Raw genomic sequence first — 25,982 nt, forward strand, 5'->3', positions numbered from 1 at the left:
AAATGTTGAAGCGCGCAATACTGGCGGCCGTGGCAATGTGTTTTCCGTTCGGCGGCACGCTCTCGAGCGTGATCGCGGCCGACGCGCCCAAGGACGTCATCCAGAAGAACACGTTCCTGGAGCCGTCGCAGGCGACGAAGGACTTCGCCGTCCAGGGCGAGTACATCGCTACGGCCACAATCGGCGGAAAAGCGACGAAAGTAGCGGCGCAAATCGCGTCCACGGGTGGCGGAGAATTCGTTGGCGCGTTCTATCTTGGCGGTCTTCCCGGCGCGGGCTGGGACGGCGTCTCGCGGTTTGAGATCACCGGCAAAGCCGATTCGGCCGAGATGAAGCGCGTCGTGTTCGCTCCCACGGACCCCAAGGGGTTCTCCGCGGTCTGGGCGGACGGAAAGCTGTCGGCCAAAGGTACAGACGTAGCGATCGAGTCCATGGAGAAGACCGAGCGCAAGAGCACGACGCTCGGCGCAAAGGCCCCCAGCGGCGCGATCGTCCTGTTCGACGGAACGGACGCCGAAGCCTGGGAAGGCGGGCACATTGACGATCGCAAGCTGCTCGCCGCCGGCGCCAAGACCAGGAAGAAGTTCCAGAGCTTCACACTGCACGGCGAGTTCCTGCTTCCGTTCAAGCCGTACGGCCGGGATCAGGATCGCGGCAACAGCGGCTTCTACCTTCAGGAGCGGTACGAAGTGCAGGTGCTGGACACGTTCAGTCAGAAGCCGGTCTTCAACGGCACCGGCGCGCTGTACCGTCAGAGCCCGCCCGACCTGAACATGTGCCTCCCGCCGTTGCAGTGGCAGACGTACGACATCGACTTCACCGCCCCGGTGTTTGAAGGCGGCAAGAAGGTCAAGAACGCAGTCATCACAGTCAAGCTCAACGGCGTCACGGTTCACGACAAGCGAGAAATCACCGCCAAGACTGGCGCCGGCAAGCCGGAAGGCGCCGAACCCGGCCCGATCCTGTTGCAAGGCCACGGGAACCCGGTGTTCTATCGGAACATCTGGATTGTGGAGAAGTAACCTGAGACACGCGGCGACTGACTCCGTCCGCACATCGCGTCGCGGACGGCTGAAACGTCAGGCCCCTTGCGTTACTTGGATGTGCTCAGATAGGCCAGATTGAGGGTGTCTGGGATGACGAGCGTTTCCGCACGTCCATCAAGAAAGCAGACGTTGACTTTCTTCTGGTGGCGATTCTGATCGAGCGAAGCGAAGGCCCTGTCAATCATAAACGCGTTGTACAGAGTAAGGTCGGGTGCCCGTTCAAAAATGGTGAGCAGTCCGTCCGATGGGCGGGGTAGCCCGTCGGCCAGAAAGAACACCTGAGAAGGACTTGTGATTCGCTTCAGATTGCCGCGAGCTCGACCATAACTGGGGGAAATGTCTTCAAAGCCGAGTGCGGCGTCGTTGAAGGCATACGAGTTGTAACCCATTGGGCCGAACCAGCCATAAGAATCCTGATTGGTTCTACCCTTTGCGGGCTGCTCGTCCGCAGGACAAATGAATATCTTTCGGATCCCTTCCAAGTCCAAATCCGCCTCGACATGCGCGTAGCTGTCGTTGCGGAATCCCGTGACTCCCAGATAGGGTGCGAGCGCGCCCTGTATCGGCATTGGCCGAAAAATGCCTCCCTCTGCGAAATAGCGGTATCGGAGTCTCGCGACGTCTCCAATGTTTAGCGAACTCGCAATACCGGGAGACCAGATATGCCCTGCAATCGGAAGGTGCTGCTGATGTTCGTTAGCATGCATTAGCCCTGCGGCGGCAAGTTGTCGCAGATTCGACAGGCATTTTACGCTGTTCGCTTTTTTCCGAGCGGATCCTACTACGGGGACAAGTATACCGATCAAGACGGCGACAATCCCGACAACGGTAAGAAGTTCAACAAGCGTAAACGCCCGACGACTTGAATTGATTTCCCGAGATGCCATCGTTCGACTCAATCGGACTCCCCAAACAAAATCTACGGTGAGGATTTAGGCGCCTAGCGCGGCCAGACGAGCCCCCGGAGCAACCGAGGGGGTCGTCTCTACACACTTCAGCGATTTCTATCACCCACGAGCGCGTGTGGCTTCTCCTTACCCTATCGATTGGCAGCTTGCAACGAATATATCCTCGGTATCGCGCAAAACATCGGTCTGCGAGCTGATAGATGGACTTATAGCGCGTGCGCCGGCTTGGGCAGTTCGTCATGGATCGCCTGCTGCTTGGGCTGATGCCCGTCGAAGCTGAACAGGATCATGTCGTCGTCGATCTGCGCCTGCAGGTGGACGGGCCGCTGCCAGATCCTGTGGATGTTGCGTAGCGTCTCGATCGCCGTCTTGATCTCCATGTCCAGGCCGTTGTGCTTGTGGGCGAGATACAGCTCGCCGCGGTTGCAGTAGTTGCCGTCGAGCACATAGATGAACGGCTGGCCCATGTTTGTTAGGTGGTAGAGCATCGTCTGCTTGATGCGCACCGGGTCGCGGCTGATGATCCGAAGCTGGCCGGTGTGGGGGTCGCGGCCGTACTGATAGAACTTGTGCTTCTCGATAAACTCCGGCGTCATGAACTCATCGATAAAGTTCACGTCGTTGTAGATTCGTCGAACCTCATAGATCTTCTCGCGACCCAGGCCCAGTCCCTTGTCCCACTTCTTTTTCGCGCCCAGGTCGTCGGCCTCGTCGTACTCTTTGCCAAACTTGCCCTTGTTCCAGCGGTCTTCGATGTCGCGAAAAAGTTCGACACCGATCTTGTACGGGTTAAATCCGCCAGGCGGCATGTGCACCGTTCCGCTGTGGTGGTCGGCGTAGTCGATGACCTCTTTTGCTTCGACGAAGTGCTTGGTCATCAACGTACTGTGCCAGTAGGTGGCCCAGCCCTCGTTCATGACCTTGGTCATCCCCTGCGGCGCGAAGTAGTAGCTCTCCTCGCGAACGATGGACAGGCAGTCGGCCTGCCAATCGGTCATCTTCGCGTGCTCGAGCAGATACTGAAGAACATCGCGCGTCGGACGGCTCGGCGTGCTGTGGCGCGTCTTGGCCAGTTCGTCGCGCTGCTTCTTGGCCTCGGCGGCCAGTTTCTCCGGCGGGTTGATCCACCGGTCCATGTAATCCTTGGCCTTGAACTTGGTCTGCGTCAGTTCCCGCTGAACGTTGACGTCCTCCTTGGGTGGCGGTGAGTCGCTCGGCCCACGCTGCATGAACATGCTGTGTGGGTCGATCAGATGCTCCACACTCATGCAGACGTCGAGCCATCGTTCCACGGCGTCGTGACCGTGCTTCTCGATGTGCTTGCGAACGTGCGTGGAGTGGTTCGCCATCTCGTCCATCATCTTGCGGTTGGTGGGGCTGAACCAAAGGTTGTTTTTGAAGAAGTCGCAGTGTGCGTAGACGTGGGCAATGACCAGCTTCTGGTCAACCAGCGCGTTGCTCTCCTGCAGGTAGGCGTAGCACGGATCGTTGTTGATCACCATCTCGTAGATGCGCCCGAGCCCGTAGTGGTGCTGCTTACGGAGCTTTTCGTACTCCATCCCGAACCGCCAGTGCGGATACCGCTGCGGAAAACCGCCGTAAGCAGCGATCTGGTTCATCTGCTCGTAGTCGCACATCTCAAAGATGACGGGATAGAAATCGAGCCCGTAGGAGCGGGCTCGCTCGCGAATCTGCTTCTTCGCTGCGAGCAATTCGTCTGGAAACGGGTTGAGGGTGTGGTTGGGCATACGGCTCGAACTCCGGCGCGGGTTCTCGGACAACCCATTCTACTCACACTACCTCTGTTATGGCCCAATTATTGGCCGGCCGCCGACGGGTTGCGCAACCAACGAAACCGACTGGGTTATCCCACGCGCCTCTACGGCCGAAATCATGATGGGTTCGGCTGTTTTCCGGCGTAGCAAGATGCCTACATTCATCCTCGACAACAATCTGGACATCCTGACATTCGCCGTGCTGGTGTTGGCCGCCAGCGGGTCGGTGCACGTCTATCTTCGGCGCAACGCCGGTGGCGCGGGATTGAAGATCCGCGCCTGGCTCATCCTCTGCCTGTTGGTCACTCTGGGAAGCCTCCTGGCGGTTCTTGCCGGGGAGAACGAACGCGAAAGGTTGCGCCAGCAGGTTGAGGGGTTTGCACCCACCTACGCATTGGAACTAGCGCGCGGCAATCACGCATCGATCACCACGAAAACCCCCGCCGACGATCCGACCTATCTCGCCCTGGTCGAATGCGAGAAACGCTGGCAGGCCGTGAATCCTGCGATCAGCGACATCTACACCTTTCGGCAGACGGCCGACGGAGGCATCGCGCTGATCGTCGACTCTGAAACCGACTATGACCGCAACGGCCGCTTCGAGGGCGATCGCGAAGGCCGCACGGATATTGGTGAGAAGGTCGACGGCGATCTGGACAAATGGAAACAGGCGCTGAAGGGTGAGAACGTTTTCGACGGAGTCCCCTATACCGATCGCTGGGGGACCTGGGTTTCGGCTTATGTGCCGCTCCGGGATGCGCAGGGAAACATCGAGGGTGGCGTCGGTGTGGATTTCGACGCACGAAAGTGGAGTCTTTCGATCCTGACGCGGCGGCTGGGTGTGCTGGCGTTTGTTGCCGTCGCGGTCGTGATACTGGTCTGGTCCGGTAAAATCATCTCCATCGCCGGCGTCGAAATCCGTCGACGTCGTGCCGTCGAACAATCCCTGCGCGACAGCGAAGGCCGGCTGCGGACCATCCTGGATAACGAGCCCGAAGCGGTCCTTGTGACCGACGAGCAAGGCAGGATCCTGGAGATCAACCCTTCGGGCATTGCCGCCCTGGAAGTGAACGACCGGACGAGCGACACCTTTGATATCACCACCTTCGTCGCCGTCGAAAGCGCTTCTGCGGTCGCCACCTGGATCAAAGGTATTGCAACCGGAAAGCCCGGCCGGCTCATGTTCCGAATCAACGGGCTTCGAGGCTCACAGCGGTGGCTCGATGCGCACGGTGTTCCCCTGCCTGGCGATGAGCACCGGCCGGCGACCGTTCTGCTGGTGGCCCGCGATGTCACCACCCAGCGTGCCGTGGAAGCCGAACGCGAGAAGCTTCAGCAGCAACTGGTCGACGCCTCACGCCAGGCTGGCATGGCCGAAATCGCCAATGGCGTGATCCACAACGTTGGCAACGTTCTGAACTCGGTCAATGTCGGCACCCATGTCATCGAAGACAGGCTTCGACGTTCGCGAATCTCCAACCTGCTCAAGGCCGTCGGCATGCTGCGCGAACATCGGGAGAATCTCGCCGATTTCCTGGCGAACGATGAACGAGGCCAGAAGCTGCCGGACTACCTGGAGAAACTTGCCGTCAGCATGTCCCACGAACAGGAACAGATGCTGGCAGAACTTCGCAACGTCTCCGACGGCGTCGAGCACATCAAGGCTATTGTCAATGCCCAGCAGAGCCACGCCGGCAAGCGAAACGTGGACGAGCTGCTTCGACCTTCGGCGGTCCTGGAAGACGCGATCAAGATGAACATCGCGTCGTGCGAAAGGCACTTGGTGGATGTACGCCGTGAGTTCGAGGATCTTCCGGCGACACTCATCGACAAGCACAAGGTCATGCAGATTCTGATTAACCTGATCAGCAACGCGAAGAACGCCGTGAAGGAATGCGATCGGGAGGCCAAACAGTTGACGATCCGGGTCCGTCGCGGCGAAAAGGAAGGGCAACCCACAATCCGATTTGAAGTACAGGACAACGGGCACGGCATTGCCGCCGAAGTCATGCCCAAGCTCTTCTCCATGGGGTTCACCACGCGGAAAGACGGTCACGGCTTCGGCCTGCATGCTGCGGCCAACCTTGCCGGCGAGATGGGCGGATCGCTCACCGCAGCCAGTGACGGGCCCGATCAGGGCGCGACATTTGTGCTCGAGATCCCCGCTCGGTCCGAACTGGCACGGAGGGCGGCATGAGCGTGACACCGGACAATCGTCGTATTCTGCTGATCGACGACAACCCACAGATTCATGAAGACTACCGGCGTTGTCTCGCCGACCCCGTCGTCGCGTCGGAACTGGACGCGATGGAGTCGGAGTTGTTCGGCACGGCGGCCAAGCCGTCGGAGCAGCGGCCGGCTTTTGAACTGCAGTCGGCAATGCAGGGCGAGGAAGCCCTCAAGCTCGTTGAAGCAAGCCTGCAGCGACAGTCGCCTTTCGCGGTAGCGTTCGTTGATATGCGAATGCCGCCGGGCTGGGACGGCTTGCAGACAATCGAGGCGATCTGGGCCGTGGACCCTCGCATACAGATCGTCATCTGCACGGCCTACTCCGACTACTCGTGGGACGAGATCACCGCGCGGCTCGGCCGGACCGATCGACTGCTGATCTTGCGCAAGCCCTTCGATCGAGTTGAAGTCTGCCAGCTCGCCGCCGCACTGACCGAGAAGTGGTCGCTGACCGCGATCGCCAACCGTCGACGGGAAGAGCTCGAGGAGCTGGTTCGCGAGCGGACGAGCCAGCTCGAGCAGGCACTCCGGCAGGATCGGTTACGACTGGATCTGCTGGAAGCCGTGATCGAACAGCGCACCGCTGAGCTCCGACACGCCGCGACCCATGACAAGCTGACCGGCCTTTCGAATCGATCGATGCTCAGCGATCGACTGGCCCATGCGATTGTCAGGTCGCACGCCGACAGACAGCGCCGCTGGGCGCTACTGTTCCTGGACCTCGACGATTTCAAACTGGTCAACGACACGCTCGGCCACAAGGCCGGCGATTCCGTTCTGGTGGGCGTCTCGCAGCGGCTGATGGCTGCTCTGCGTTCGGGCGACGTCGTGGTGCGCGCCAGCGAGTCCATGGCGGTCCGCCTCGGCGGGGACGAGTTCGTGGTGCTCCTGGAGAACATCAGGGGCGTGGAAGACGCTGAAGTGGTCGCCCGTCGGCTGCTCGCCACGCTCAACCTGCCACACAATGTGCTGGAGCGTCCGGTGACGTGCTCGGCGAGTATCGGGATCACGACCAGCGAGCAGTTGTACGAGCAGGTTGAAGACGCCGTCCGCGACGCCGACATCGCGATGTACCGGGCAAAGACCGAGAAGAACCGGTATGTGGTGTTCGACTCGACGATGCACGACCAGGTCGTCGAACGTGTCGCGATGGAGACGGAGCTTCGTCAGGCGATCGACCGGAACCAGATCGCGTTGCATTATCAGCCGATCGTCCGGCTGAACGACGGAGAGCTGGTCGGCTTTGAGGCGCTGATGCGCTGGACGCACCCGACTCGCGGGTCCATCCCGCCGTCACGCTTCATTCCCGTCGCCGAGCAGTGCGGCGTCATTCGCAATCTTGGGCTCTGGTCGCTCGACCAAGCCGTTCGGCAGGTGGCCGACTGGCGGCACCGATTCTCTTCCACGCCCATGACGATCAGCGTGAATCTGTCGCCCCGACAGCTTGCCGACCCGACGCTGGTGGGCGAGATCCGCCAAATCGTCGGCAAATCGACCGCGATCGCCTCCTCGCTGATCCTCGAGGTAACCGAAGGATTCCTGGCGGACGATTCCACGCGTGCCGAAGACCTTCTCCGCTCGCTGACCGAGCTGGGCTTCCATTGTTATATCGACGACTTTGGCACCGGGTACTCGTCGCTGAGCCGCCTTCCCAAGCTTCCCATCAGCGGCGTCAAGGTGGACCAGTGCTTCGTGCAGCGGGCGTCGCAGGAACGGAAATACGCCGCGGTCGTCAATGCGGTCGTCAATCTTTCCCGCAACATGGACGCCGTCGTCGTTGCCGAAGGACTACAGACGCTTGAACACGTGGCCCTGCTGCAGGCATTGGATTGTGACCAGGGGCAGGGGTTCTACTTCGCCCCCGCACTGCCGGTCGACATGGCCGAACAGTTCATCAAGGATCGCCCCTGGCGGCATCGCAAGGCGGGGTAGGCGGTCGGGAGCAGTTCAGCAAGAACATCGCGGGTGATCGCGCAAGCAGTCAATGCCCCTTCCCAAAAAACGTCCGTATCGAGTCGTAAATGTCGTCCTTCGAGTTCACCCGGCTCGTCAGCATCTTGGGGTGGCCACGCAGGTGCTCGTGCAACACGTTGATGAAGTTGCCGCTGCCATAGGCGCTGGCGACCTGGCAGTAGCCGAACATGTTGGAGATCGGCATCAGCTGCTCTCGCAGCATCTTCACGCACTCACGGCTGTCGGCCTCTGAACTGTTGTCGCCGTCGCTGAAGTGGAACAGGTAGATGTTCCACTCGTCCGGCGAATAGTGGGCGTCCAGCAGTTGCTTGCAGACCTTGAATGCGCTGCTGATCTTCGTGCCGCCATCTTCACGAAGGTGATAGAACGTGTGCTTATCGACCTCCTTCGCGCTGACGTCGTGAACGATGTACCGGCTCTCAATCCCCTCGTAATTCTTTCGAAGCCAGGTGTCGATCCAGAAGCTCTCCAGCCGGACGAGTTCCTTCTGCTCTTCACCCATCGACCCGCTGACGTCCATCATGAAGATGATGACCGCGTTGCTCTGCGGGCTTTTGACTTCCTTCCAGCTTCGATAGCGGATGTCCTTCTTCTGCGGAATGATGACCGGATTCTTCGGGTCATACGTGCCGGTCATGATCGTCCGCTTCAGCGCTTCCTTGAACGACCGCTTGAAGTGCCGCAGTGAATCGGGGCCGACAGTGCGGATGCCGCTGTACTTATCGCGCTGGGTGGTGATGCGGTGCTTGCCCTTGGGTTCGATGCGCGGGAGCTTGAGCTCTTCGGCCAGGATGTCGGCCAGCTCGTCGAGCGTAAGATCGACCTCCATCAGGTGCTGGCCGGGGTCGTTGCCGCCCTGCCCTTTCCCCTTCTCCTTGCCCTTGCCGACGACGTCGCCCTCATCCCCTTCGCCGGCACCGACGCCGGACGAGTTGTCGCCGTAGCGGAAGTGCGGCAGGTCGATCGACCGAACGGGGATCGAGATCAGGTGCTTCCCCTCCTTGCCGATCAGTTCGCCATTGGAGAGGAACTTACGCAAGTCGTCACGGATGCGGCCCATGACGATCTGGCGGAAACGCTGGTGATCTTTTTCGATCTTGAGGACCATGGGTTAGCCACAGTGGATCATGCTTTCGACATTCACAAACGCACGCACCAGGACATCAAGGTTGCCGTTGGCTTTGTTTTGGGGAATTCGTGTATTTCGGCGCACGCAAGCAATAAATTGACATCGCAACTATCGCCGATCGGGCCATCACACTACCCACGCGGTCACAGTTTCCTTCGCGACATCAGCTGCTCTTTTCGACATTGAAGACCATAACGTCAACCGACATTTCGTAAACGGATCACCTGATACCGAGGCATCATTGCCATAGCGATCGTCATTGCCACGTACGATGCGACCCAAAGGTAATGTCCGATTGCGGGCGTGCGGTCCACCCAGGCGAAGGCACCGGCGGCTATCGCGAACAAATGAAATAAGGCTGTGCCCAACGCACCCGTGGCAAAGACTCCAAATGCGGCTACCGAGAACCCGCTAGTACGGCCTTTGGCGGTCCCCCTAATGAGAAACGTAAGGCACGAATAGCCGGCAACAAGCCAAGGGACGTTAAAGAACCAAGCGACTATAGACTCGGACCCACTAAACAACATTTCAAAGCCAGTATCTGTGCCGCCAAAGTCATTTCCCATCGCAGACCCCGAACTGGTGACTCGGTGGTTCAGACTCACGCCAAACAAGATGATCGCCGCCGCCAGCGGCACGAAGACAGCCGCCCGGCGACACAGATGGCTAAGCGGAGAAAGGCACCGGTACTTCGTCGGCTGCTCATCAATCCCGGAATTGAGGCCATTTCTGATCGGGCGTCGATACAACGGGACCACCATCGCGAAAGCGCAGCGATCAAGCTTTGACTGATAGTTGAGCTCAGTCGCCATACGCACGTTCGGCCCTTCATAGCTTTCGGCGGCTCATCAGGTACATCCCAATGCCCAGCACCGACAGGCTCCCGGCCAGTCCGACAAACGTCGCCACCGACGCATCGTTGGCGGCATCGATCGGATTCGCCGGCTTGCCGCGCATGGCGGCCACCCAGCTTCTTGGATCGTAGACACCATGCTTACCCGACACGTTCGGGCCGATCCGCGGATCGGTCACCCAGAAGAAAGCCGCGCCGACAAAGCCCAGCACAAGCAAGGTCAGGCCGGAACGGCGGGTTGTTCGAACCAAACTCATCTCGATTCCTCGGTCCTCTCAGCCATCCACGCAATCCAAAGGCATCTCGACCCTGCCTCCACGAGCAGCTCAATCATCCTGCTTCGTATCGCCACGCGCGAAGATCGACGCCACGTAGTTCAGCACGTCGGTCGCGCTGGTTTCGTTATAACCGAAGTACTTGATCAGCCGTTGCTTGACCACGTCGATCTTCTGCTGCGTCTCGTCGTCGACCACCGTGCTGACCAGGTTCTTCAGCTTGATCGTGTCGCGCTGGTCTTCGAATAGCTTCAGTTCCAGCGCCTTGAGCAGCCGGGCGTTGGTGTTGTATTCGAACTTCTTGCCGTCCAGCGCAAGCGCGCCGATGTAGTTCATGATCTCCTGCCGGAAGTCGTCCTTTCGGCTCTCGGGAATATCGATCTTCTCCTCGATCGACCGCATGAGCCGATCGTCCGGCTCCTCTTCCCGGCCGGTGAACTTGTTCCGCACCCGCTCGTGCTGCGTGTACGCACGAACGTTCTCGATGTAGTTCGCGGCCAGCCGTTTGACGGCGTCTTCGTCGGAACTGATCGCCCGCTGAACCTCGCCCTTGAGGATGTCTTCGTACTCCTCGCGAACGACCGCCAGCAACTCCTTGTATTCCTTCTTCAGCTCTTCGTCGGTGATCAGGCTGTGATGGCTCAGGCCGCCTTCCAGTTCGTTCATCACCATGAACGGGTTGATCGCCTTCTCCAGAACGGCCTGATGGCTGACCAGCGCGTTGCTGATTTTGTCCTGGATGTACCGCGGGCTGATGCCCTGCATGCCTTCGCGCGGGGCTTCTTCCTTCAGCTCCTTAATGCTGTCTTCGGTAAAGCCGGGAATGCTCTTGCCGTTGTACAGCTTGAGCTTCTGCAGCTTGCTGATGCCGGCTTTCTTCGGTTCGGCCAGGCGGGTGAGGACGGCCCACATCGCCGCCACCTCGATCGTATGCGGGGCAATGTGAACGCCTTTGATGCGCTCGGGGCCGAAGTCTTTCAGGTAGATCTTGATCTCGTCGTCCAGCCGAATGTTGTAAGGCACGTCGATCTTGATGGTGCGGTCGCGGAACGCCTCCATCATCTCGTTGCCCTGCAGCTTCTTGTATTCCGGCTCGTTGGTGTGGCCGAGAATGACCTCGTCGATGTACGTCTGTGCGAACTTCTTGGGCTTGATCAGGTGTTCCTGGCTCGCGCCCAGCAGGTCGTACAGGAACGCCACGTCGAGCTTCAGCACTTCGATAAACTCGACAATGCCGCGGTTGGCGACGTTCAGTTCGCCGTCAAAATTGAACGCGCGGGGATCGGAATCCGACCCATACTCGGCGATCTTGCGGTAGTTGATGTCGCCGGTCAGCTCGGTGCTATCCTGGTTCTTTTCGTCCTTCGGCTGGAACGTGCCGATGCCCCGGCGATCCTTCTCGCTCAGGATCAGCCGTTTGACCTTCACGTGCTCCATCACCTTCTTCCAGTCGCCGTCGTACATGTCCATCAGGTCGGCCTGGACCTTGCGGCAGAACGGGCAGACGTCGCCGTAAAGCTTGATGCGCTTGCCCTGCGGCAGCTTTTCGTTGAGTGCATCGAGTACATCCTTGCGTGCTTCGAATGGAATCAGCAGCAGCGGCTCTTCGTGCATCGGGCAGGGTTCGAAGACCTCGCCTTCATCGCCGCCGGTCATCTGCTTGGGCAACCGCCAGGAATAGGTAAAGAGCTTGCCCGGGTCGGTCCGGCTGTACGATTCCAGTCCCTTCTTCAGCAGCCGGGCGATCGTGCTCTTTGATGAGCCGACCGGGCCGTGCAACAGCAGGATGCGCTTCTCGGTGCCGTAGCCCTGCGCGGCCGACTTAAAGAAATCGACGAGTTGAATCAGCGGCCGTTCCAAGCCGAAGATGCCGTCGGCGCCTTTGTCGATCGGGTCGGCGAAGAATGTGTACCGGGTCATCTCCTGCTTGAAGAGCGTGAAAGTCTCCTGCCCGTACGACGTGATCATGTCGAACACACGCTGAAACGCGTTGCGTGCGACCGACGGGTTTTCAGTAACGATCTCGAGGTATTCCCAGAACGTTCCCTCCCAGTGCTGTTCACGGAAGTTCGAAACGTCCAGTCGTTTCTCGATCAGGCCGACCAGCGAGTTGCTCTTGGTTGAAGGCATTTTGTCAGCTCCGTAAAACGTACTTCGTCAGAACGACGCCGGGCGATCCATCCTTCAGACTGGCGCTTCCTGACAATCACCGAATTATACCCCCGCCACCGGCATCGCCAACGTTTTCCTGATCGCACGGATTGCCAGTGCGCGATCAGCGGAAGAGCAGGCTGAAGGCCCGCACCACAATGACCGCCGAAACAATTGGCAGCGCCCGATTGCCGCTTCGCGCCTCACTTCAACTGACACACAAGCACAAAGCCCGTTGTTCCGGCAGCGACGGCGATTTCCATCTCTGGCACCTGATGACACGCAGGCGGTACCGAAAACGGTTGAGCGGAGCCACGACGAAAGCGCGAGGCTCCAAATCGGTCGGCTGCTGTCGCATCGACCGACTTTCGCGCCATTCGCGAATCAAACAACGTGCCAACTTGTCAAAAAGAGTTTCGGTCGAGCCGCGCGATTCGCCCTGCCGATCGCCGCTACGTCCGTGCCAATCGCCGATCGCGGTCCTCTTGAGCCGACTCACGCGACACGCGGAGCCGCCATGCCCTCGTACCTCCCCGGTCTGACTGTATCTCTGTCGAGGCCCTCAATCCAATTGAATCCGGTTGACGCACAGGCGACACACCATCGTCGGGCAAATCCGCTGCCAGTAGCACGTCGAATGGGGCACAAAGGTTCGTGATACCTTTCACGAGTCACCGCGGCGGGAGTTTCAATTCTTGCGCCAGTCCCGCCGCCGGCGTCCTTCCGCGTGATCGGTCAAGCCCCTATACTTCGCCTGCTGATTTAACAGGAGAACGCCCACACGATGCCCGCCGCCACACTCGAGACCGCAGCCGACACCACCCTCCTCCGCCTGGGCCATTCGCCCGATCCGGATGATGCCTTCATGTTCTACGCTCTGGCGCAGAATCCGCCGCTGATTCAGACCGGTCGGTGGCGGTTCGAACACGTGCTCCAGGACATTCAGACGCTTAATCAGCGGGCACGAAAGGGCGAACTCGAGATCACCGCGATCTCCATCCATGCCTATCCGTATGTTGCCGACAAGTATGCCCTGACGAGCTGCGGGGCGAGCATGGGAGACGGGTACGGACCGATGGTGGTCACGCGCGAGCCGACGACCATCGAACAGCTTCGCGGCAAGACGATTGCCATCCCCGGCGAACTGACGACGGCGTTCCTGGCGCTGCAGCTTTGCCTGGGCAAGGCCCGTGACGCCTTCGAATTCCATGTAGTCCCTTTCGATCAGATTCTGCAGCACGTCCAGGCGGGTCATGCCGATGCCGGCTTGATCATTCACGAAGGTCAGCTCACGTTTCAGAACATGGGGCTTCACCTGGTCGTCGATCTCGGCGTCTGGTGGAAGCAGAAGACAGGACTGCCGCTGCCGCTGGGTGGCAACTGCATTCGCAAGGACCTGGGGGCCGAGGCGATGCAGGAAGTGACCGACGTTCTCAAGGAGTCGATCCAGTACAGCCTCGACCACCGTGCACCGGCGGTGGAGTATTCGCTTCAGTTCGGCCGCGACCTCGACAGCCAGCTCGCCGACAAGTTCGTGGGGATGTACGTGAACCACTGGACCGTTGACTACGGCCCGAAGGGTCGTGAAGCGATCTCGCTGCTGCTGAAAGAGGGAGCCAAGGCCGGTCTGGTTCCGGACTGTGGCGAGGTGGAATACGTAATGGCCCGATAGCGAGAGCCATCGCGGGTTTTTTGTCCAGTACAGTAAACAACCAGAGACGCGTGACCCGCAGGCGAACCCTGCGTATCACGCGTCTCTTGTCATTTTCGAACTGCGACGACCGGCTTAATCCGAATGATCCACCAAGGCGTTCATCATGAGGACGCCAGCCTCTCACCGAGATGACGAAGAGCTACGTCGGCGCCAAAAGGCCCGAAGGGCTGAGATCCCATAGCCCAGGGCAACGCCCTGGGTTGGGTCGGCCCAAATGGCGAAGGCCTGAAAGGCCGGGATATCGAACGGCGTATCGCGGCCCTTCAGGCCTTGAGCGCGTTGGGGCCAGCGTCCCAGGGCGTTGCCCTGGGCTATAGAACGACGGCCCGTTGGGCCTGCGCTCCCATCTTTCGGCTTAACGCCGCGCCGTTTCTTTCATCGCGCAGATGACGTCTTCGCTCACGCCCTTCTGTCGAAGCTCCATCTCGTCCCCGGCCGTCAGGCGGAAGACGGTATCGCTCCGCTCGATGCGATCGATGATCACGTCGTCTCGGGCACCGGCCTGAGTCCAATCCAGGACCTCATGGGGACTCAGAGCAGGTTCGGCTGACCCGAGATAACTTCGAGTGTTGAACCGAGGCGCGGCGAGCGTGTTGCCCGCCGTCATACCGACGGTCGAACCATCAGCAACGAGATTGCCCCTGGTCGGGGATGACGCGGTCTCCGGACGCTCGACGAATCGAGCTTCAGAGACAGCCGCCGCCTGTGGACGGATCTGTTCGGCGGGCGGGATGTAAGCCGTTCCTTCACGGGAAGCGGACGCACAGCCCACCACCACAGAGCCACCAAGTCCGAGCACAACGACGCCAACAAACCTGTGTCGAAAGCTACGCATAGGGAAGTGAATCACCTCGTCCTCATTATACCTCTGACACCGTCTCCGGCCGAAAGAAGCATCGGCTCAGATCAGGCGGATGATGCAGCAGGCAGAATTACCGGACGTCGCAGCAATACGATGCCATGGCCCTGGTTGTTCATCGCGGCCAGGAAACCTGAGGTGAAGACGATCGCCTTGGATTTGAGGCGCGACCCGCGTGTTCGGATTGCTGTTACCTCCAATCCGGACGAGGGCGGTCGCCGGCCGGGTTCGGATGAACCCGATTTCAGCACCATAGCTTCGCCAGATGCGTAAACTACCCCAATGCCCCGCCAATCCCGCCGACTTCGCATACGCCACACCACGCGCTACACCTACGATCGTCCCGTAGCCAGGAGCGTGCATCGGCTGCATATCCGTCCGCTGACGGACATGCGCCAGACGCTGATGGAACACACACTGACGATCTCGGAACCCGCGCAGGTGATCGAGTACGAGGACGTCTTCGGCAACAGGGCGGCACGGTTCGAGCTGACGTCGCCGTATACCGAGTTGACGGTCACCGCGGAATCGCTGGTCGACGTCGAAGACATCGATCCGTTCGCCTTCGCTTCGGTACCGATTCGGCCGTCCTTCCCGCTGGTCTGGATGCCCGCCGAGCGACTGATGCTCAGTCCGTACCTGCTGCCGGACGAACTCCCCGATACGCAACTGAAGGAGATCTACGACTACGCGATGACGTTCGTCGAGCGGAACAACCGCGACCTGATGGAAACTCTTTTTGCGATCAACCTGTCACTTCATCGCGACTACAAGTATTCCCCGGGGAGTACGAGCCTGGAGACGTCGGCATTCGACGTCTTCCTGAACAAGGCCGGCGTGTGCCAGGACCTCTCCAACCTGTTCATCATGATGGCCCGATTGCTGGGCATTCCGGCGCGGTACGTCTGCGGATACATCCACACCGGAAATGCCGGCGAAAATCGTATCGGTGCAGACGCTTCGCACGCGTGGGTTCAGCTCTACATCCCCAACGTCGGCTGGAAAGGGTTCGACCCGACCAACGGCACCCTCCCACACCTGGACCATGTTCGGATCGCCTACGGACGACACTACCGCGACACCGCGCCGACGGAAGGTACGCTCTACTCCCCCGCGGCCGAGGTGATGGCAGTAGACGTGGAAGTTCGGGAGGTGGCGCCGGCGGGTGCCAACGTACACCCGGCACCGGCACCGCCGATGCCGCTCCCGGCGGCGATACCGGAAGTCGCCAGTCCGGCACCCGCGCCGGTAGACGTGGCATCGGGGCCGCCGCCAGTCATCGCGCCGGTGCTGGCCGAAGTGTCGTGAGGCCCGGTCATCGGTCGTAAGTGGTCAAGACGCTCGTGCCGGCGTCGTCGGTTCGGCATGCGGCTTGGGCGCCAATCATGGCGTGGTCGCTTGTTTCCGCTCCCGCTTATCGCTGCCGACTTTGGCACCGGCGTTGGTCATCAGGGGCACGTTGTCGTCGGCGTCGAACGGCACCAATCCGTACCGTTCCCCTTTGACCTTCGGATCTTTCTGCCAGGCATTTCGGTCCGCCTGCTGGCTGTTCAGGCGGTGCATCCCGCCGGGGCCGGCCGGAAAGACGTTCCCGTCGATCGTGGTGAATCCGTCGAGCGACCTGGTCGTGAAGATGCCCGCGTTCGATCCGCCGGGCTTCACATTCGGCGCGACGTAGACGTTCTGCTGCACCACCAGATCGACCGGCGTGCCCTGCACGAACAGGAACATTCCCTTGGTTCCCTCATTGATGACGGTGTTGTGGGCGATGCGAATATCGGCGGCCTTGCGAACGTCGTCGTACCCGGGCTTGTCACAGGCAATGATGATCGCCCAGTCTTCGTCGCGCATGCGAATCACGTTGTTTCGAAACATCACGTGGTAGGTGCCGAGGCGGACGTTGAAGAACAGGTCGTCCAGTCGGTTGTCCTGCACCACGCCCCATTCGCACTTGATCTTCTGCCAGTCGGGGACGGTCGCCTTATCCTGCTCCTGCGGCCCGACCCGCAGCGTACCGCTGTGGAGATAGTTAGAGGCGACGTAGAACCAGTCGGCGTCCCGGAACTCGATGCTTCCCTTGGCCTGCCCCTGGCGTCGAAGATCGTTGTACGCCACCAGAACGTGCGTGACACCCGGCTCGCTGGCGCGAATCAGATGCTCCTGGCGGCTCTGGCGCATCACGTTTCCGATGTAGGCATGGCTCGCGCCATTGGCGTAGATGCAGTAGCCGCGGATCTCGTCGGAGAACGTGCACTCTTCGACCAGCACGCCCGTGGGGCGAAGCTCGGTGTTGATTGCGTCGGTCAGGTTGCGGAAGGAGCACCATCGGAATCCGATGTTCGTCCCACCGACGGTGAACGCCCGAGCGGGCACCTTTTTCGAACCGAACTCACTCTTGAGATCCCACGCGCTGTCGAACTCGATGCCCTCGACCAGCACGTCCTGCGGGCCGCGTAGCAGGAACATCGAGTCGTCCTTGGTTCCTCCTGGGACCTTCTTGAGCACTGGCAGCGCGTCGCGCTTGGGCGGAGCGGTCGTGGCAGCGACACCCGGCGGCGGCTTGAGGGGAACGCCGTCCTTGAACAGGTCCTCGCCACCCGCGCCACCGGAACGGGCGTAGTTGCCGAGCCGAATGCCGCTGCCATTGATGGCGATCGTCGCGCCGATATCGAAGGTGTCGCCTTTGCGGAACAAGACCCACACGTCACCACCGCCGGCCAGTTGGAGCGCCCGGCCCGCCGTCCGAACGGCCCGCCCGGCGGATGTGCCGTCGAGACGGTCATTGCCGTCCCCCGACACGTAGATCTTCTTGCGTGCGTCGGGCGCGATGCGAACCCAAGTGGACCGCGTCAACTCCCGGCCGCCGGCCAGGCGCACCGTCAGTGTGATCGTGTAAGTGCCCGGCCGGTCGTACACATGGGCGGCGTTCCAGCCGGGAAGCTGGTTGTAACGGCTGCCAGGGTCGCCGAAATCCCATTCGAAGCGGGAATCCAGTGGCGACACGCCGACGTCGGGGAACGCACCCGCCCGCACATGGACGACCGCGGGCGCGGCAACGCCCACACAAGTGAGATCGATCGGCGGGCCATCGCCGGTGCCGCCGGCCACAGCGGCCGGTTGCGCCATCGCAATCGCCGGCGCGAGCAGGCATCCGAAACAGGTGAGCAGCAGTGTGGTGCGTATCAGGTTCACTGCCGGATTGTACGGACGGACCGCTTCGGCCGCAGCATTAAACAGGCGTTGTCGTAAGGAAAGCGCCAGGGCGCTTCCAGCCGGCCTCGTCGAAATCGACGGAAGTATCGACGATCAGGTGGGCGCGGTCGTCGAGCCGCAGTGCGTATCGCCGCAGCGCTCGCCGGGCCGGCGCCTTCAGAACAATGCCGTCGGCGCTAAAGACGCTTCCGTGTCGCGGACAGCCCAGATCGCTTTGGCCCGCGTGCAGCACGACCGGCTGATGGGTGCACACGGAAGACATCGCGAAGATGAGCGTTCCACGCCGCACAACGAAGAAGCCCTGCATGGCGAAGCGATCGAAGATACCGTCGCGGGTGAAGTCGGCGATCGGGCCGGCGTCCACCGGACCGGGGACAAAGTCGGCGGACACTCCGACCGCCGGTTCCTGCGTGCCGCCCGTTCGCCCGCCACACCCGGCCAGTAAGCACCCGGCGCAACCGGCAAGCGCCGAACGCAGTGCCTGTCGTCGCGATGGGTTGACGCTCGAAGGTGTCGCGGGCGTTGGATGCAACATGGACGAACCTGGGGCAAGTGTACCTCAGAACACCCAGCCGGCGATCATCCGCAGACGGAAGTCGGGCTCGTCCGCTTCACTGCTGACCTGGAACAGTGCGGTGACGGTGACCCAGAAGTGATCGTGCCCCTGCCAGCTCACCACGGGCCCGGCGTAAACGGCGGTCTTCTCGTAGACCGACCAGTCGGCGTAAGCCGACTCGATGAACGCCTCGCCGCCGACCAGCAGCGACGGAGTCAGTGCGTAGGACACGCCGAACGTGTGCTTGATCTCCCCTTCGACTTCATTCTCGACCGTCGAATTGAAGACGCCGTCGATGCTGGTCTCCAGGACGAGGTTGTAGGCAAAGACCCACTGGCCGATGTCCTTCTGAACGAGCAGCTTGCCCTCGAAGCCCAGGAACTCGTCCCCGATCTTGGCCTCGGCGTAAAGGCCGACACCTACGAAATCGGTCCTCGGGTTCGAGATGTAGTAGATGCCCTCGACGTCGATCGAGCCGAACTTCGCCCCCTGCTGGTCCTCGGAATCCTCGTAGCTCCAGCTGGGCAGGTAGACGGCGAAATCGAAATTGTCGGCAAGTCCGAACTCGAACTCGTGACGGAACTCAACCTTGTCGTACCCCGAATCGTCCTCCTTGTGATGCCGCCAGGTCACCCACTGCTCGTACTCGAAGTTCCCCTTCCCCATGGCGTAGGTGTCGGTGGTGAAGGTAAACGGGCGGGGGTCCGCCAGAGCGATGGTAGAAGATACAACCAGAACGGCGGCAAACGCCGCGAAGGAAAGTCGGTTCATCGGACGCGGTGCTCCAAGGTCCAGAGATCAACAAGACGGCGACGGCCGACGTGGCCGGTGCGATCGATTGAGAACGAGTCTCATCAATATCAATTCAAAAGTCAATGCCCTTGAGACGCATTCGCAACGAGATTCGCCAAGCGGCTCTCTCATGCTTCGACCCTCCCACTCGGCCCTAGTGGCGGCCTACTTCGGTGTCTTCGGAATCATTCGTATTGCATGAACGCTGAACGAATCCCCGTTCTCCCCACCCACCGTATCAACCCGTAACTGCGTGATCAGGCCGCGGTACGCCTCGTGCTTCAACGCAAATCGATGCGTGGCTCGTGTGCCACCGGCCTTGATGGGAAAAGTCATCTGGCGATCGGCCCCGAAGTTGGGGGCGTCAGCCGTCGCCCAGTACACCTGCAACGCCCTGATCTTGCCCCCGAACGCGGCGTCAACTTCCAGATCGGCCGAATCATCGGCCGACCAGGCGGTCGGCGGAGAGATCAGGCGCGGGTCCGGCCCGTTGAGCCGAAGGTCGAGTTTCCCCGCGATCGGCCAACCCGCATCGGACGCGTCGTGAAAGGTCCAGCCGGCGCGGTCCTTGTCAAAGGTCCAGGCCGGCGGGGTCGGGCGGGTTGGCTGCGCGTAGACCCAGGTCCGGATCGCCTTAAGGTCGCCGACCACCAGCGCGTAGCGGTACTCATGGACGGCGTTGTGATCGAGGACCTCCTGTCGCATGGGCGCGATGTACCCTGTCGGCGCATCTTTCGGACCGCCGGTCCCCTTCTTGCCGGAAAATCCGCCGCTGAAACGTGTCGTCTCGGGGCTCCAGACGCCCAGTCCCCAATTCGAATCATCCACCAGCGCAGCCCACCGCTCGGTCGCGTGCCAATGGGCCCAGGGGCTCTGCATGGTAAACGGGTGCTCGACGAACTTCAGTTCGCCGTCGGTGAACGGCTTGTCGCCGGCGTAGGTGAACAGGCGGTGCCACTTGCCGTTGGTGTAGACGGCGGGCAGTTCCTGGTTTCGCGCCGGCCACTGCGTTTTGTCGGCGCGGGACATGTTCACCCGGCCGCGCACCCGCACCGCCGGGCCTTCCAGTTCGATCCAGCATTCGAAGGTGCATTCGCCGGGGACGTCGTCCAGCGCCCACTGCATGGGCAGGCACTTGATGTAGAGGGTTTTGCCGTCGTTGCGATGCTCGATGATCTTCGCCGGGTTGCCGTAGCAGTCGCCGACCTGAATCGGGTTCCAGCCGATGTGCTTCCAAGCGTCCGGCGGACCCTGGTGCCCCGCCACGGTGTAAGGCACCGGCCCGGCGTAATACGACATCTGCACCTGCCGGCCGAGGTCGTAGCTGTTGATGAGGTTCTTCGACTCGTCGTCCGCCGGCGAAAGGTGCGTGATGGCCCCGCCCAGCGCCAGATCGACGCCGAGCTTGATGCGGTCGTTGGCGATAAACGACATCTTCGGCGGGACGACATGCCGACCGCCGGCTTTGCGGACGGGTTTGGTGGCGGGTGTATCGGCGAGAAGGCCTGATGCCATCGACACCAGGGGTACCGCGAGAATTGTTCGCCTCGTAATGCGTGGAGTCGTCATACGCTGACCTTTCTGCCGGACTGTACCAGCGCCGATCCGGGAGCAAGTTGTCCCGGACTCCCCGGGAGCAAGGGGGCCTCGGCCACTGCCGTTCCGTATAATCGCGTCATCATGAGCGATCCCTTCTTCAACGACAAAACAACCATCGACGACTCGGTGTTGAACATCCTCGCGCACATGCCGACAGAGTTCCTCGACAAGGTCGGGTCGGCTGAGTTCTACCGGTCACTGTCGGACCGCGACTTCATGCGGATCGGCACGCTGCTGGCCCGCAAGTCGTTCGACGAAGGCGGCTGCCCCATCGGCGGGGTGATCATCGACAGCCACAGCCGGCGGATCATCGGCAAGGGACACAACACGCTCGGGCAAGAGAACGACTCCACCACCCACGGCGAAACCGCCGCCCTTCGGGACGCCGGCCGGGTCGCGAAACTTCGTGGACAAGGCCCGGTGGACTTCCGCCGATGCACCATGTTCACCACGCTGACGCCCTGCGCCGTCTGCTGTGCCCAGATCAACTATCGCGGCAACTTCGAAAAGGTGGTGATCGGCGACATCACCAACGCCCCGACGACCGAACCCATTCTCCGAGCCGGCGGCACACAGGACGTCCTGATCCTCGAAGACCCCGACGCGGTCGCGCTCTACGCCCGTTACGTCAAAGAGCGGCCCATGCTGCACTACATCGACTGGGCCGGCCACAAAAAGTGGGATGAAGCGCGGACGAACGGGCTCGCCTGACCGACGATCAATACCCCTTGCTGCTCAACTCCACCCGTGCCGAGATCTCCGCCTGCATGTTGATCGTGTCGCGGATCTTCTTGATCGCATCGGGCTTGGTTTTAGGCCTGGGTTGAATCTCCAACTGCCGGGCCATGTTGTCCAGGTCGGCCTTGCTGAAGGCGCTCAGCCCGGCGACCGCGGCGTCGATGCGAGACTCGGCGACGTCCTGCCTGCGGGCTTCTTCCAGAAGAGCCTTCAACTCCGCAACGACACGCGAAATCCGATCAGGGTCGGCCGCGGCCTTGGGGGTCTTTGCGGCCATCGGCTTTTTGCCGCTCGCTACGCCGGTCCGCTGATACTCCTCGCATTGGCCGAGGAACTTCACGAAATCGGCGACCGTTCGATCGGCGAACGGGCGCATCGCCGTCGACAGCACGTCGAGTTCCTTTGCGACCGCCCCGCCGCCGGCGGATTCGATCCCCCGGCCGAAGTGGCCCAGCAGGTCAGACAAGTGCGAGACTTTCATGGCGTGTTACCCTCTCAATCGAATCCACCAGATCGCTGAACATGGGTCGCAGCGCCGGCTTGGCAGCGGCGATGCGCGACGCGTTCACCTCCGCGCTGATCTGCGGCTCGGCCGCAATCATCACCCGGAACGCGTCGGCGGCCGTCAGTTGCTCGGCGTCGAGGCGCTTGCACACCTGGTCGAAAATCCCCTGCATCTGTGCAATCGGTTTGCCGGTGTTGTTGTACCGCACCTGGTTGGCAACCATTCCGATCACGCCCCCGCCTTGCAGCACGGGCCGCAGATCCCTGATCCGCCGCAGCATGTAGAGGATCGGCGCCGCCGACTGCCAGTCGAGCATGATCGGAATGATCACCCCGTCTGATGCGGCCAGCGCATTGACCGCCGCGGTCGTCAGGCGTGGGGGACAGTCGAAGATCACGTAGTCGTAGCGGTCGCAGATCTCGGGGGTATGGAACAGCTCGCGGATCCGGAAGCGGATGTCCATCTCCGGTTCCAGAAGCCACCGCGACAGCTCGCGAAGCTCGACATCCGCCAGGTCGTTCCAGGCGCCGATGATGTCACACTTGCCTTGCGCGTCGGCCGGAAGGCATTCCACCGGATGAATGATCCGGTCGAGCCATTCGGAAGCCGGCTCCTCATGAGGATCGAACAGGGCACGTGCGGTTTCCTGTCGCTTGACGACGGCACTGAGCGTCCGCCGCTCCAGCGCCACCTGCGTCAGCGAACCCTGGAAGTCGAGATCGACCAGTAGAACCCGATGCCCCCGGCATGCCAGCGCAATCCCCGCATTGCCGGCGACGGTCGTCTTGCCCACTCCGCCCTTCAGATTGGCGACGGAGATGAACCGCGTCTTTCGCTCGGTCACGGGCACGAACGGCGGCGGTTCGCGCAGCGGGGCGACGTCCCAGATGCGATGAATCTTGCCCAGCCGGTCCCGATGACGCGTCTTCGATTCCTCGGCGGCTTCCTCGGCGGCCTGCAGGCGGCTTGATGTCTCTTCGAGTCTACGCGCCTGATCGGCAAGCGCCGACTGCATGCGGTCGGTCTCGGCGGCGTGACGCTGGATCGTCTCCGACAGCCTGATCGCAAACGACGACTTGGCCTGCTCGACCGCCTGGTTGGCGTCGGCGGTCGCCTTCTGCAGCTGCCGCGAGGCATCTTCCCGTACGGCTTCGACTTCCGACCTGGCGCTGCGGCGAATCTGCTCGACTTCCCGCGTCATCGCCTCGGACATCTGCTGCTCGCGCGATTCGGCGTCCTGCTTCATCCGCTGCTGGCGCGACTCGGCTTCCTCCTTCAGTTGCTGTTCGCGGCGCTGCGACTGTTCCTGCCACTGCAGCTCCGCCTGGCGAAACTGCGCCGTCAGTTGCTGCTCGCGCAACTCGCCCTGCCGCACCAACTGCTGTTCCTTCTGCTCGGCGTGCTCGCGCATCTGTTTCTGCGTGGTCTCGGCCTGCGATCGAAGCTGCTGCGCCTCCCGCTCGGCGGACTGCCGCATCAGCTCCATCTCGCGTTCCACGCTGCGCTGAAACTGCTCGAACTGGCTCCGGCCGACTTCCCGCTCGGCCAGCACGCGCTCATCGGCGACGCGCCGTTCCTCCTGGACGTGCTTGAAACCACGATCTTCCAGGTCGGCCTTCTGCTCTTTGAGCAGCCGGTCGGTCGTCTGGCGTTGTTCGCGGAGGCTGGCCTCGTACTTCTCGATTTCCCTTTGCAGCCGGTCCCGGTCCTCCCGGATCACGCGTTCCTTCTCGCGGATGGCGCGCACCCACCCGTAGGCGAGAAACGCCGCCATGAAGACGCCGATCATGACCTTGGAAATCTCCGGCCACGACATCTTGACGAACTCGGGAATGTTCTGAAGCCAGTCCATGCCAAATCCCCTCGGCCCGGTGTCAGTTCTAGTGCCCCCTGAAACGTCCCAACCTCGCGGAACATAGCGTCAGTGCCGGCAAAGCGGAACTGAAATGTTCCAGAGCCGGGGCACGCGACGGTGCGAATGCATGTACGGCTTTGTTGTGGTGCGGGCTTAAGCCTGCACCACAAATGCGCTAGCCTGCTGCACCGTCGTGAGAACCCCTATAGCCCGCCCGCGACGCCTCAGTCGTCATTCATGATCGTCAACTTCGCCGACGCGTTGCCCAGTGTCGCATTCGTCGGGCTGAACAGATTGACGAAGAACGATTCGTTGGACTCGGCGATGGTATCGCCGATCAATTCGACCGTGATGATCTTGGATGTCTGCCCGGCCGCGAACGTCAGCGTTCCGGACTTTGCCACAAAGTCGCTGCCCTTGATCGCCCCGCCGTTGGCCGTCGTGTAGCTGACGCTCACGGCTGTGTTGGACGCTTTGCTGAGCGACACCGTAAACGACACACTCTTCGTCCCACTGTTGCCTTCGATCACCGACTGCGTCGCGGGTCCGATCGCTACCAACGGTGAGCCGCTGGTCGGCGGCGGCGGCGATGTCGGCGGAGGCGACGTGGGGGGCGGCGACGTGGGCGGCGGAACCGTCACGCTCGTCGGCTGGATGTTCGAGACGATGTAAACGTTGTCCTGGAAGTCGTTGTTCGGGCCCGTGTTCGCCACCACGTTGCTGTAGTCGCCGACCAGGAAATAGGTGTTGGCGATCAGATTCCCGAAGTGGTCACGGGCCGGATAAAAGCGCACGTGGTGCCCGCCGCCGTACTGCTGCAGCTTGTTGAGCTTGTCGTCGCTGTACTCGGTGTCGATCTTGAAGCCGAAGACTTCGCTCGTGCTGAAGCTTCCGAAAGCCGACCCCGAACCGCCGACGGCCGGCGGCAGGAACGACTGGCTCCACTTCCCGTCCTGATTGAGAACCTGGTGCTGCGTCTTGGTCGCCTTGGAGTACCAGTAAAGCGGGACATTGCTCCCCTGCGTGTGATACGCCGCCACCTGCCGGACGCTGACGTTCTTCGTCGCATCAACCCGCTGCCAGTAGGGGCTGACAACTTCTTCGCCGTAATACTTGGGCGTCGAACCCTGGGTGAGCAGCACCGTCTTGGGCGGCGCGATGTTCGTCTTGTAGTTCATGATCAGGTTGATCATGACCTGCAGGTTGGGCTCCTGGTTGTGCTCCGAGCGGGTCTGATACCAGCCGGCGAGTTCCTGCTTCCAGGTGGGGTTCTGCGGATCGTTGGTCTTGAAGTTGAGCGAGCCGATGTAAGTCCCGGCGCGGGTCTGCTCGTTGAAGCCGTTGGTCTGGTTGTACGTGAACGGCGGCGGCGCGGTCGCCGTGAACTGGATCGTGACGTCCGCGAACGTGCCGGGGGCAATCGACGCGGGCAGCGAGCCCACCACTTTGAACGGCCCGGAGAACGTCGCCCCGCTGATCGAGAGCACCGTGTCCCCCGTATTGAGCAGCCGAAGCTTGCCGGTGTCCTTGAACTTGTTGGGAACAGTCGTGTCGAGCTGACCGACCTTTGAGAAGATCAGCCGTTCATACCCCGGGATGATGTCCAGGTTCTGCACCTGCAATGACGCCGAGAAGAACTGGCGCGATTCGAGCGGCTCGACAACGCTCGCAAAGCTACCGCCGCTCGCCTGAGACGGGGCTCGCACGACGGATTGGGGCAATTCGCGGTTGGTTGATCGTAACGACAAGAGACACTCCCAATGAAAGATCGGACGACCTGCCGAAAGTGCAGGAAATGTACGTCGAAAATC

The 25,982-nt window shown here is 61.3% G+C and carries 20 protein-coding genes and 1 pseudogene; 6 read left to right on the plus strand and 15 right to left on the minus strand.

Features of this window, described 5'->3' with window-relative positions; genetic code table 11:
- The first annotated feature begins 2 nt into the window (after positions 1-2).
- Positions 3-1,022 carry a 3-keto-disaccharide hydrolase gene (locus IPV69_RS07775; protein WP_206294436.1) on the plus strand — a complete coding sequence of 340 codons (1,020 nt, stop codon included), beginning with the start codon at positions 3-5 and terminating at the stop codon, positions 1,020-1,022.
- 71 nt (positions 1,023-1,093) lie between these two features.
- On the opposite strand, the gene IPV69_RS27210 is transcribed toward IPV69_RS07775, so the two are convergent.
- The 3 genes and pseudogenes from IPV69_RS27210 to IPV69_RS07785 form a co-directional block, all read right to left on the minus strand.
- Positions 1,094-1,615 (minus strand): hypothetical protein, encoded by a 522-nt coding sequence (locus IPV69_RS27210; RefSeq protein ID WP_241179975.1) that lies wholly within the window; start codon positions 1,613-1,615, stop codon positions 1,094-1,096.
- Between the two features lie 228 nt (positions 1,616-1,843).
- A pseudogene (locus IPV69_RS27890) lies at positions 1,844-1,933 on the minus strand (type II secretion system protein); the annotation flags it as partial.
- A gap of 227 nt (positions 1,934-2,160) precedes the next feature.
- On the minus strand, positions 2,161-3,702 hold the full coding sequence (locus tag IPV69_RS07785) for a SpoVR family protein (RefSeq protein ID WP_206294439.1): 1,542 nt from the start codon (positions 3,700-3,702) through the stop codon (positions 2,161-2,163).
- Positions 3,703-3,880: 178 nt separating this feature from the next.
- Here IPV69_RS07785 and IPV69_RS07790 point away from each other — a divergent pair, with 178 nt between their 5' ends.
- Positions 3,881-5,926, plus strand: coding sequence for an ATP-binding protein (locus IPV69_RS07790; protein WP_206294441.1), 2,046 nt, complete (start codon positions 3,881-3,883; stop codon positions 5,924-5,926).
- Positions 5,923-7,890, plus strand: a complete 1,968-nt coding sequence (locus IPV69_RS07795) for a putative bifunctional diguanylate cyclase/phosphodiesterase (protein WP_206294444.1) — start codon at positions 5,923-5,925, stop codon at positions 7,888-7,890. The genes IPV69_RS07790 and IPV69_RS07795 overlap by 4 nt, the downstream gene beginning before the upstream one ends.
- A 49-nt stretch (positions 7,891-7,939) precedes the next feature.
- On the opposite strand, the gene IPV69_RS07800 is transcribed toward IPV69_RS07795, so the two are convergent.
- The 4 genes from IPV69_RS07800 to IPV69_RS07815 all read right to left on the minus strand — a co-directional run bounded on the left by IPV69_RS07800 (position 7,940) and on the right by IPV69_RS07815 (position 12,319).
- Entirely contained in the window at positions 7,940-9,040 is a 1,101-nt protein-coding gene (locus IPV69_RS07800) for a DUF444 family protein (RefSeq protein ID WP_206294446.1), read from the minus strand.
- A 218-nt stretch (positions 9,041-9,258) separates the two neighbouring features.
- Positions 9,259-9,873: a hypothetical protein gene (locus tag IPV69_RS07805; protein WP_206294447.1), complete on the minus strand. Its 615-nt coding sequence runs from the start codon at positions 9,871-9,873 to the stop codon at positions 9,259-9,261.
- 16 nt (positions 9,874-9,889) lie between these two features.
- Positions 9,890-10,171, minus strand: a complete 282-nt coding sequence (locus IPV69_RS07810; protein WP_206294448.1) for a hypothetical protein — start codon at positions 10,169-10,171, stop codon at positions 9,890-9,892.
- Between the two features lie 69 nt (positions 10,172-10,240).
- Positions 10,241-12,319 carry a PrkA family serine protein kinase gene (locus tag IPV69_RS07815; protein ID WP_206294449.1) on the minus strand — a complete coding sequence of 693 codons (2,079 nt, stop codon included), beginning with the start codon at positions 12,317-12,319 and terminating at the stop codon, positions 10,241-10,243.
- An 805-nt stretch (positions 12,320-13,124) separates the two neighbouring features.
- On the opposite strand from IPV69_RS07815, the gene IPV69_RS07820 reads away from it, so the two are divergent.
- On the plus strand, positions 13,125-14,012 hold the full coding sequence (locus IPV69_RS07820; RefSeq protein WP_206294450.1) for an MqnA/MqnD/SBP family protein: 888 nt from the start codon (positions 13,125-13,127) through the stop codon (positions 14,010-14,012).
- Positions 14,013-14,409: 397 nt separating this feature from the next.
- Here the strand turns inward: IPV69_RS07820 and IPV69_RS27515 are convergent, their stop codons facing one another.
- Complete coding sequence (locus IPV69_RS27515) at positions 14,410-14,538, minus strand: hypothetical protein (RefSeq protein ID WP_261361996.1); 129 nt, start codon at positions 14,536-14,538, stop codon at positions 14,410-14,412.
- Between the two features lie 657 nt (positions 14,539-15,195).
- Between IPV69_RS27515 and IPV69_RS07825 the strand changes: the two genes are divergently transcribed.
- Positions 15,196-16,221: a transglutaminase family protein gene (locus tag IPV69_RS07825; RefSeq protein WP_206294451.1), complete on the plus strand. Its 1,026-nt coding sequence runs from the start codon at positions 15,196-15,198 to the stop codon at positions 16,219-16,221.
- Between the two features lie 75 nt (positions 16,222-16,296).
- Here IPV69_RS07825 and IPV69_RS07830 read toward each other — a convergent pair whose 3' ends face one another.
- The 4 genes from IPV69_RS07830 to IPV69_RS07845 form a co-directional block, all read right to left on the minus strand.
- Positions 16,297-18,105, minus strand: coding sequence for a PKD domain-containing protein (locus tag IPV69_RS07830; protein WP_206294452.1), 1,809 nt, complete (start codon positions 18,103-18,105; stop codon positions 16,297-16,299).
- A 37-nt stretch (positions 18,106-18,142) separates the two neighbouring features.
- Complete coding sequence (locus tag IPV69_RS07835) at positions 18,143-18,517, minus strand: Rieske 2Fe-2S domain-containing protein (protein ID WP_206294453.1); 375 nt, start codon at positions 18,515-18,517, stop codon at positions 18,143-18,145.
- A gap of 168 nt (positions 18,518-18,685) precedes the next feature.
- Entirely contained in the window at positions 18,686-19,453 is a 768-nt protein-coding gene (locus tag IPV69_RS07840) for a hypothetical protein (RefSeq protein WP_206294455.1), read from the minus strand.
- Positions 19,454-19,639: 186 nt separating this feature from the next.
- A complete protein-coding gene (locus tag IPV69_RS07845; protein WP_206294456.1) occupies positions 19,640-20,989 on the minus strand; it encodes a hypothetical protein in 1,350 nt (449 codons plus the stop codon).
- Positions 20,990-21,154: 165 nt separating this feature from the next.
- Between IPV69_RS07845 and IPV69_RS07850 the strand changes: the two genes are divergently transcribed.
- Positions 21,155-21,784: a nucleoside deaminase gene (locus IPV69_RS07850; protein ID WP_206294457.1), complete on the plus strand. Its 630-nt coding sequence runs from the start codon at positions 21,155-21,157 to the stop codon at positions 21,782-21,784.
- A 7-nt stretch (positions 21,785-21,791) separates the two neighbouring features.
- Here the strand turns inward: IPV69_RS07850 and IPV69_RS07855 are convergent, their stop codons facing one another.
- From IPV69_RS07855 to IPV69_RS07865, 3 genes are all read right to left on the minus strand, one after another.
- Positions 21,792-22,292: a hypothetical protein gene (locus IPV69_RS07855; RefSeq protein WP_206294458.1), complete on the minus strand. Its 501-nt coding sequence runs from the start codon at positions 22,290-22,292 to the stop codon at positions 21,792-21,794.
- Complete coding sequence (locus IPV69_RS07860) at positions 22,270-24,168, minus strand: AAA family ATPase (protein ID WP_206294459.1); 1,899 nt, start codon at positions 24,166-24,168, stop codon at positions 22,270-22,272. Before IPV69_RS07860 ends, IPV69_RS07855 begins: the two co-directional genes overlap by 23 nt.
- Before the next feature lie 227 nt (positions 24,169-24,395).
- Positions 24,396-25,919, minus strand: a complete 1,524-nt coding sequence (locus IPV69_RS07865; RefSeq protein ID WP_206294460.1) for a Calx-beta domain-containing protein — start codon at positions 25,917-25,919, stop codon at positions 24,396-24,398.
- Positions 25,920-25,982 lie beyond the last annotated feature (63 nt).

Source organism: Humisphaera borealis (assembly GCF_015169395.1).
Lineage (GTDB): Bacteria > Planctomycetota > Phycisphaerae > Tepidisphaerales > Tepidisphaeraceae > Humisphaera > Humisphaera borealis.

Bases quoted from the DNA above. Each gene is read 5' to 3' on its own strand.
- IPV69_RS07775 (WP_206294436.1), top strand. From the start codon at position 3: ATGTTGAAGCGCGCAATACTGGCGGCCGTGGCAATGTGTTTTCCGTTC.
- IPV69_RS27210 (WP_241179975.1), bottom strand. From the start codon at position 1,615: ATGCCGATACAGGGCGCGCTCGCACCCTATCTGGGAGTCACGGGATTC.
- IPV69_RS07785 (WP_206294439.1), bottom strand. From the start codon at position 3,702: ATGCCCAACCACACCCTCAACCCGTTTCCAGACGAATTGCTCGCAGCG.
- IPV69_RS07790 (WP_206294441.1), top strand. From the start codon at position 3,881: ATGCCTACATTCATCCTCGACAACAATCTGGACATCCTGACATTCGCC.
- IPV69_RS07795 (WP_206294444.1), top strand. From the start codon at position 5,923: ATGAGCGTGACACCGGACAATCGTCGTATTCTGCTGATCGACGACAAC.
- IPV69_RS07800 (WP_206294446.1), bottom strand. From the start codon at position 9,040: ATGGTCCTCAAGATCGAAAAAGATCACCAGCGTTTCCGCCAGATCGTC.
- IPV69_RS07805 (WP_206294447.1), bottom strand. From the start codon at position 9,873: ATGGCGACTGAGCTCAACTATCAGTCAAAGCTTGATCGCTGCGCTTTC.
- IPV69_RS07810 (WP_206294448.1), bottom strand. From the start codon at position 10,171: ATGAGTTTGGTTCGAACAACCCGCCGTTCCGGCCTGACCTTGCTTGTG.
- IPV69_RS07815 (WP_206294449.1), bottom strand. From the start codon at position 12,319: ATGCCTTCAACCAAGAGCAACTCGCTGGTCGGCCTGATCGAGAAACGA.
- IPV69_RS07820 (WP_206294450.1), top strand. From the start codon at position 13,125: ATGCCCGCCGCCACACTCGAGACCGCAGCCGACACCACCCTCCTCCGC.
- IPV69_RS07825 (WP_206294451.1), top strand. From the start codon at position 15,196: ATGCCCCGCCAATCCCGCCGACTTCGCATACGCCACACCACGCGCTAC.
- IPV69_RS07840 (WP_206294455.1), bottom strand. From the start codon at position 19,453: ATGAACCGACTTTCCTTCGCGGCGTTTGCCGCCGTTCTGGTTGTATCT.
- IPV69_RS07845 (WP_206294456.1), bottom strand. From the start codon at position 20,989: ATGGCATCAGGCCTTCTCGCCGATACACCCGCCACCAAACCCGTCCGC.
- IPV69_RS07850 (WP_206294457.1), top strand. From the start codon at position 21,155: ATGAGCGATCCCTTCTTCAACGACAAAACAACCATCGACGACTCGGTG.
- IPV69_RS07855 (WP_206294458.1), bottom strand. From the start codon at position 22,292: ATGAAAGTCTCGCACTTGTCTGACCTGCTGGGCCACTTCGGCCGGGGG.
- IPV69_RS07860 (WP_206294459.1), bottom strand. From the start codon at position 24,168: ATGGACTGGCTTCAGAACATTCCCGAGTTCGTCAAGATGTCGTGGCCG.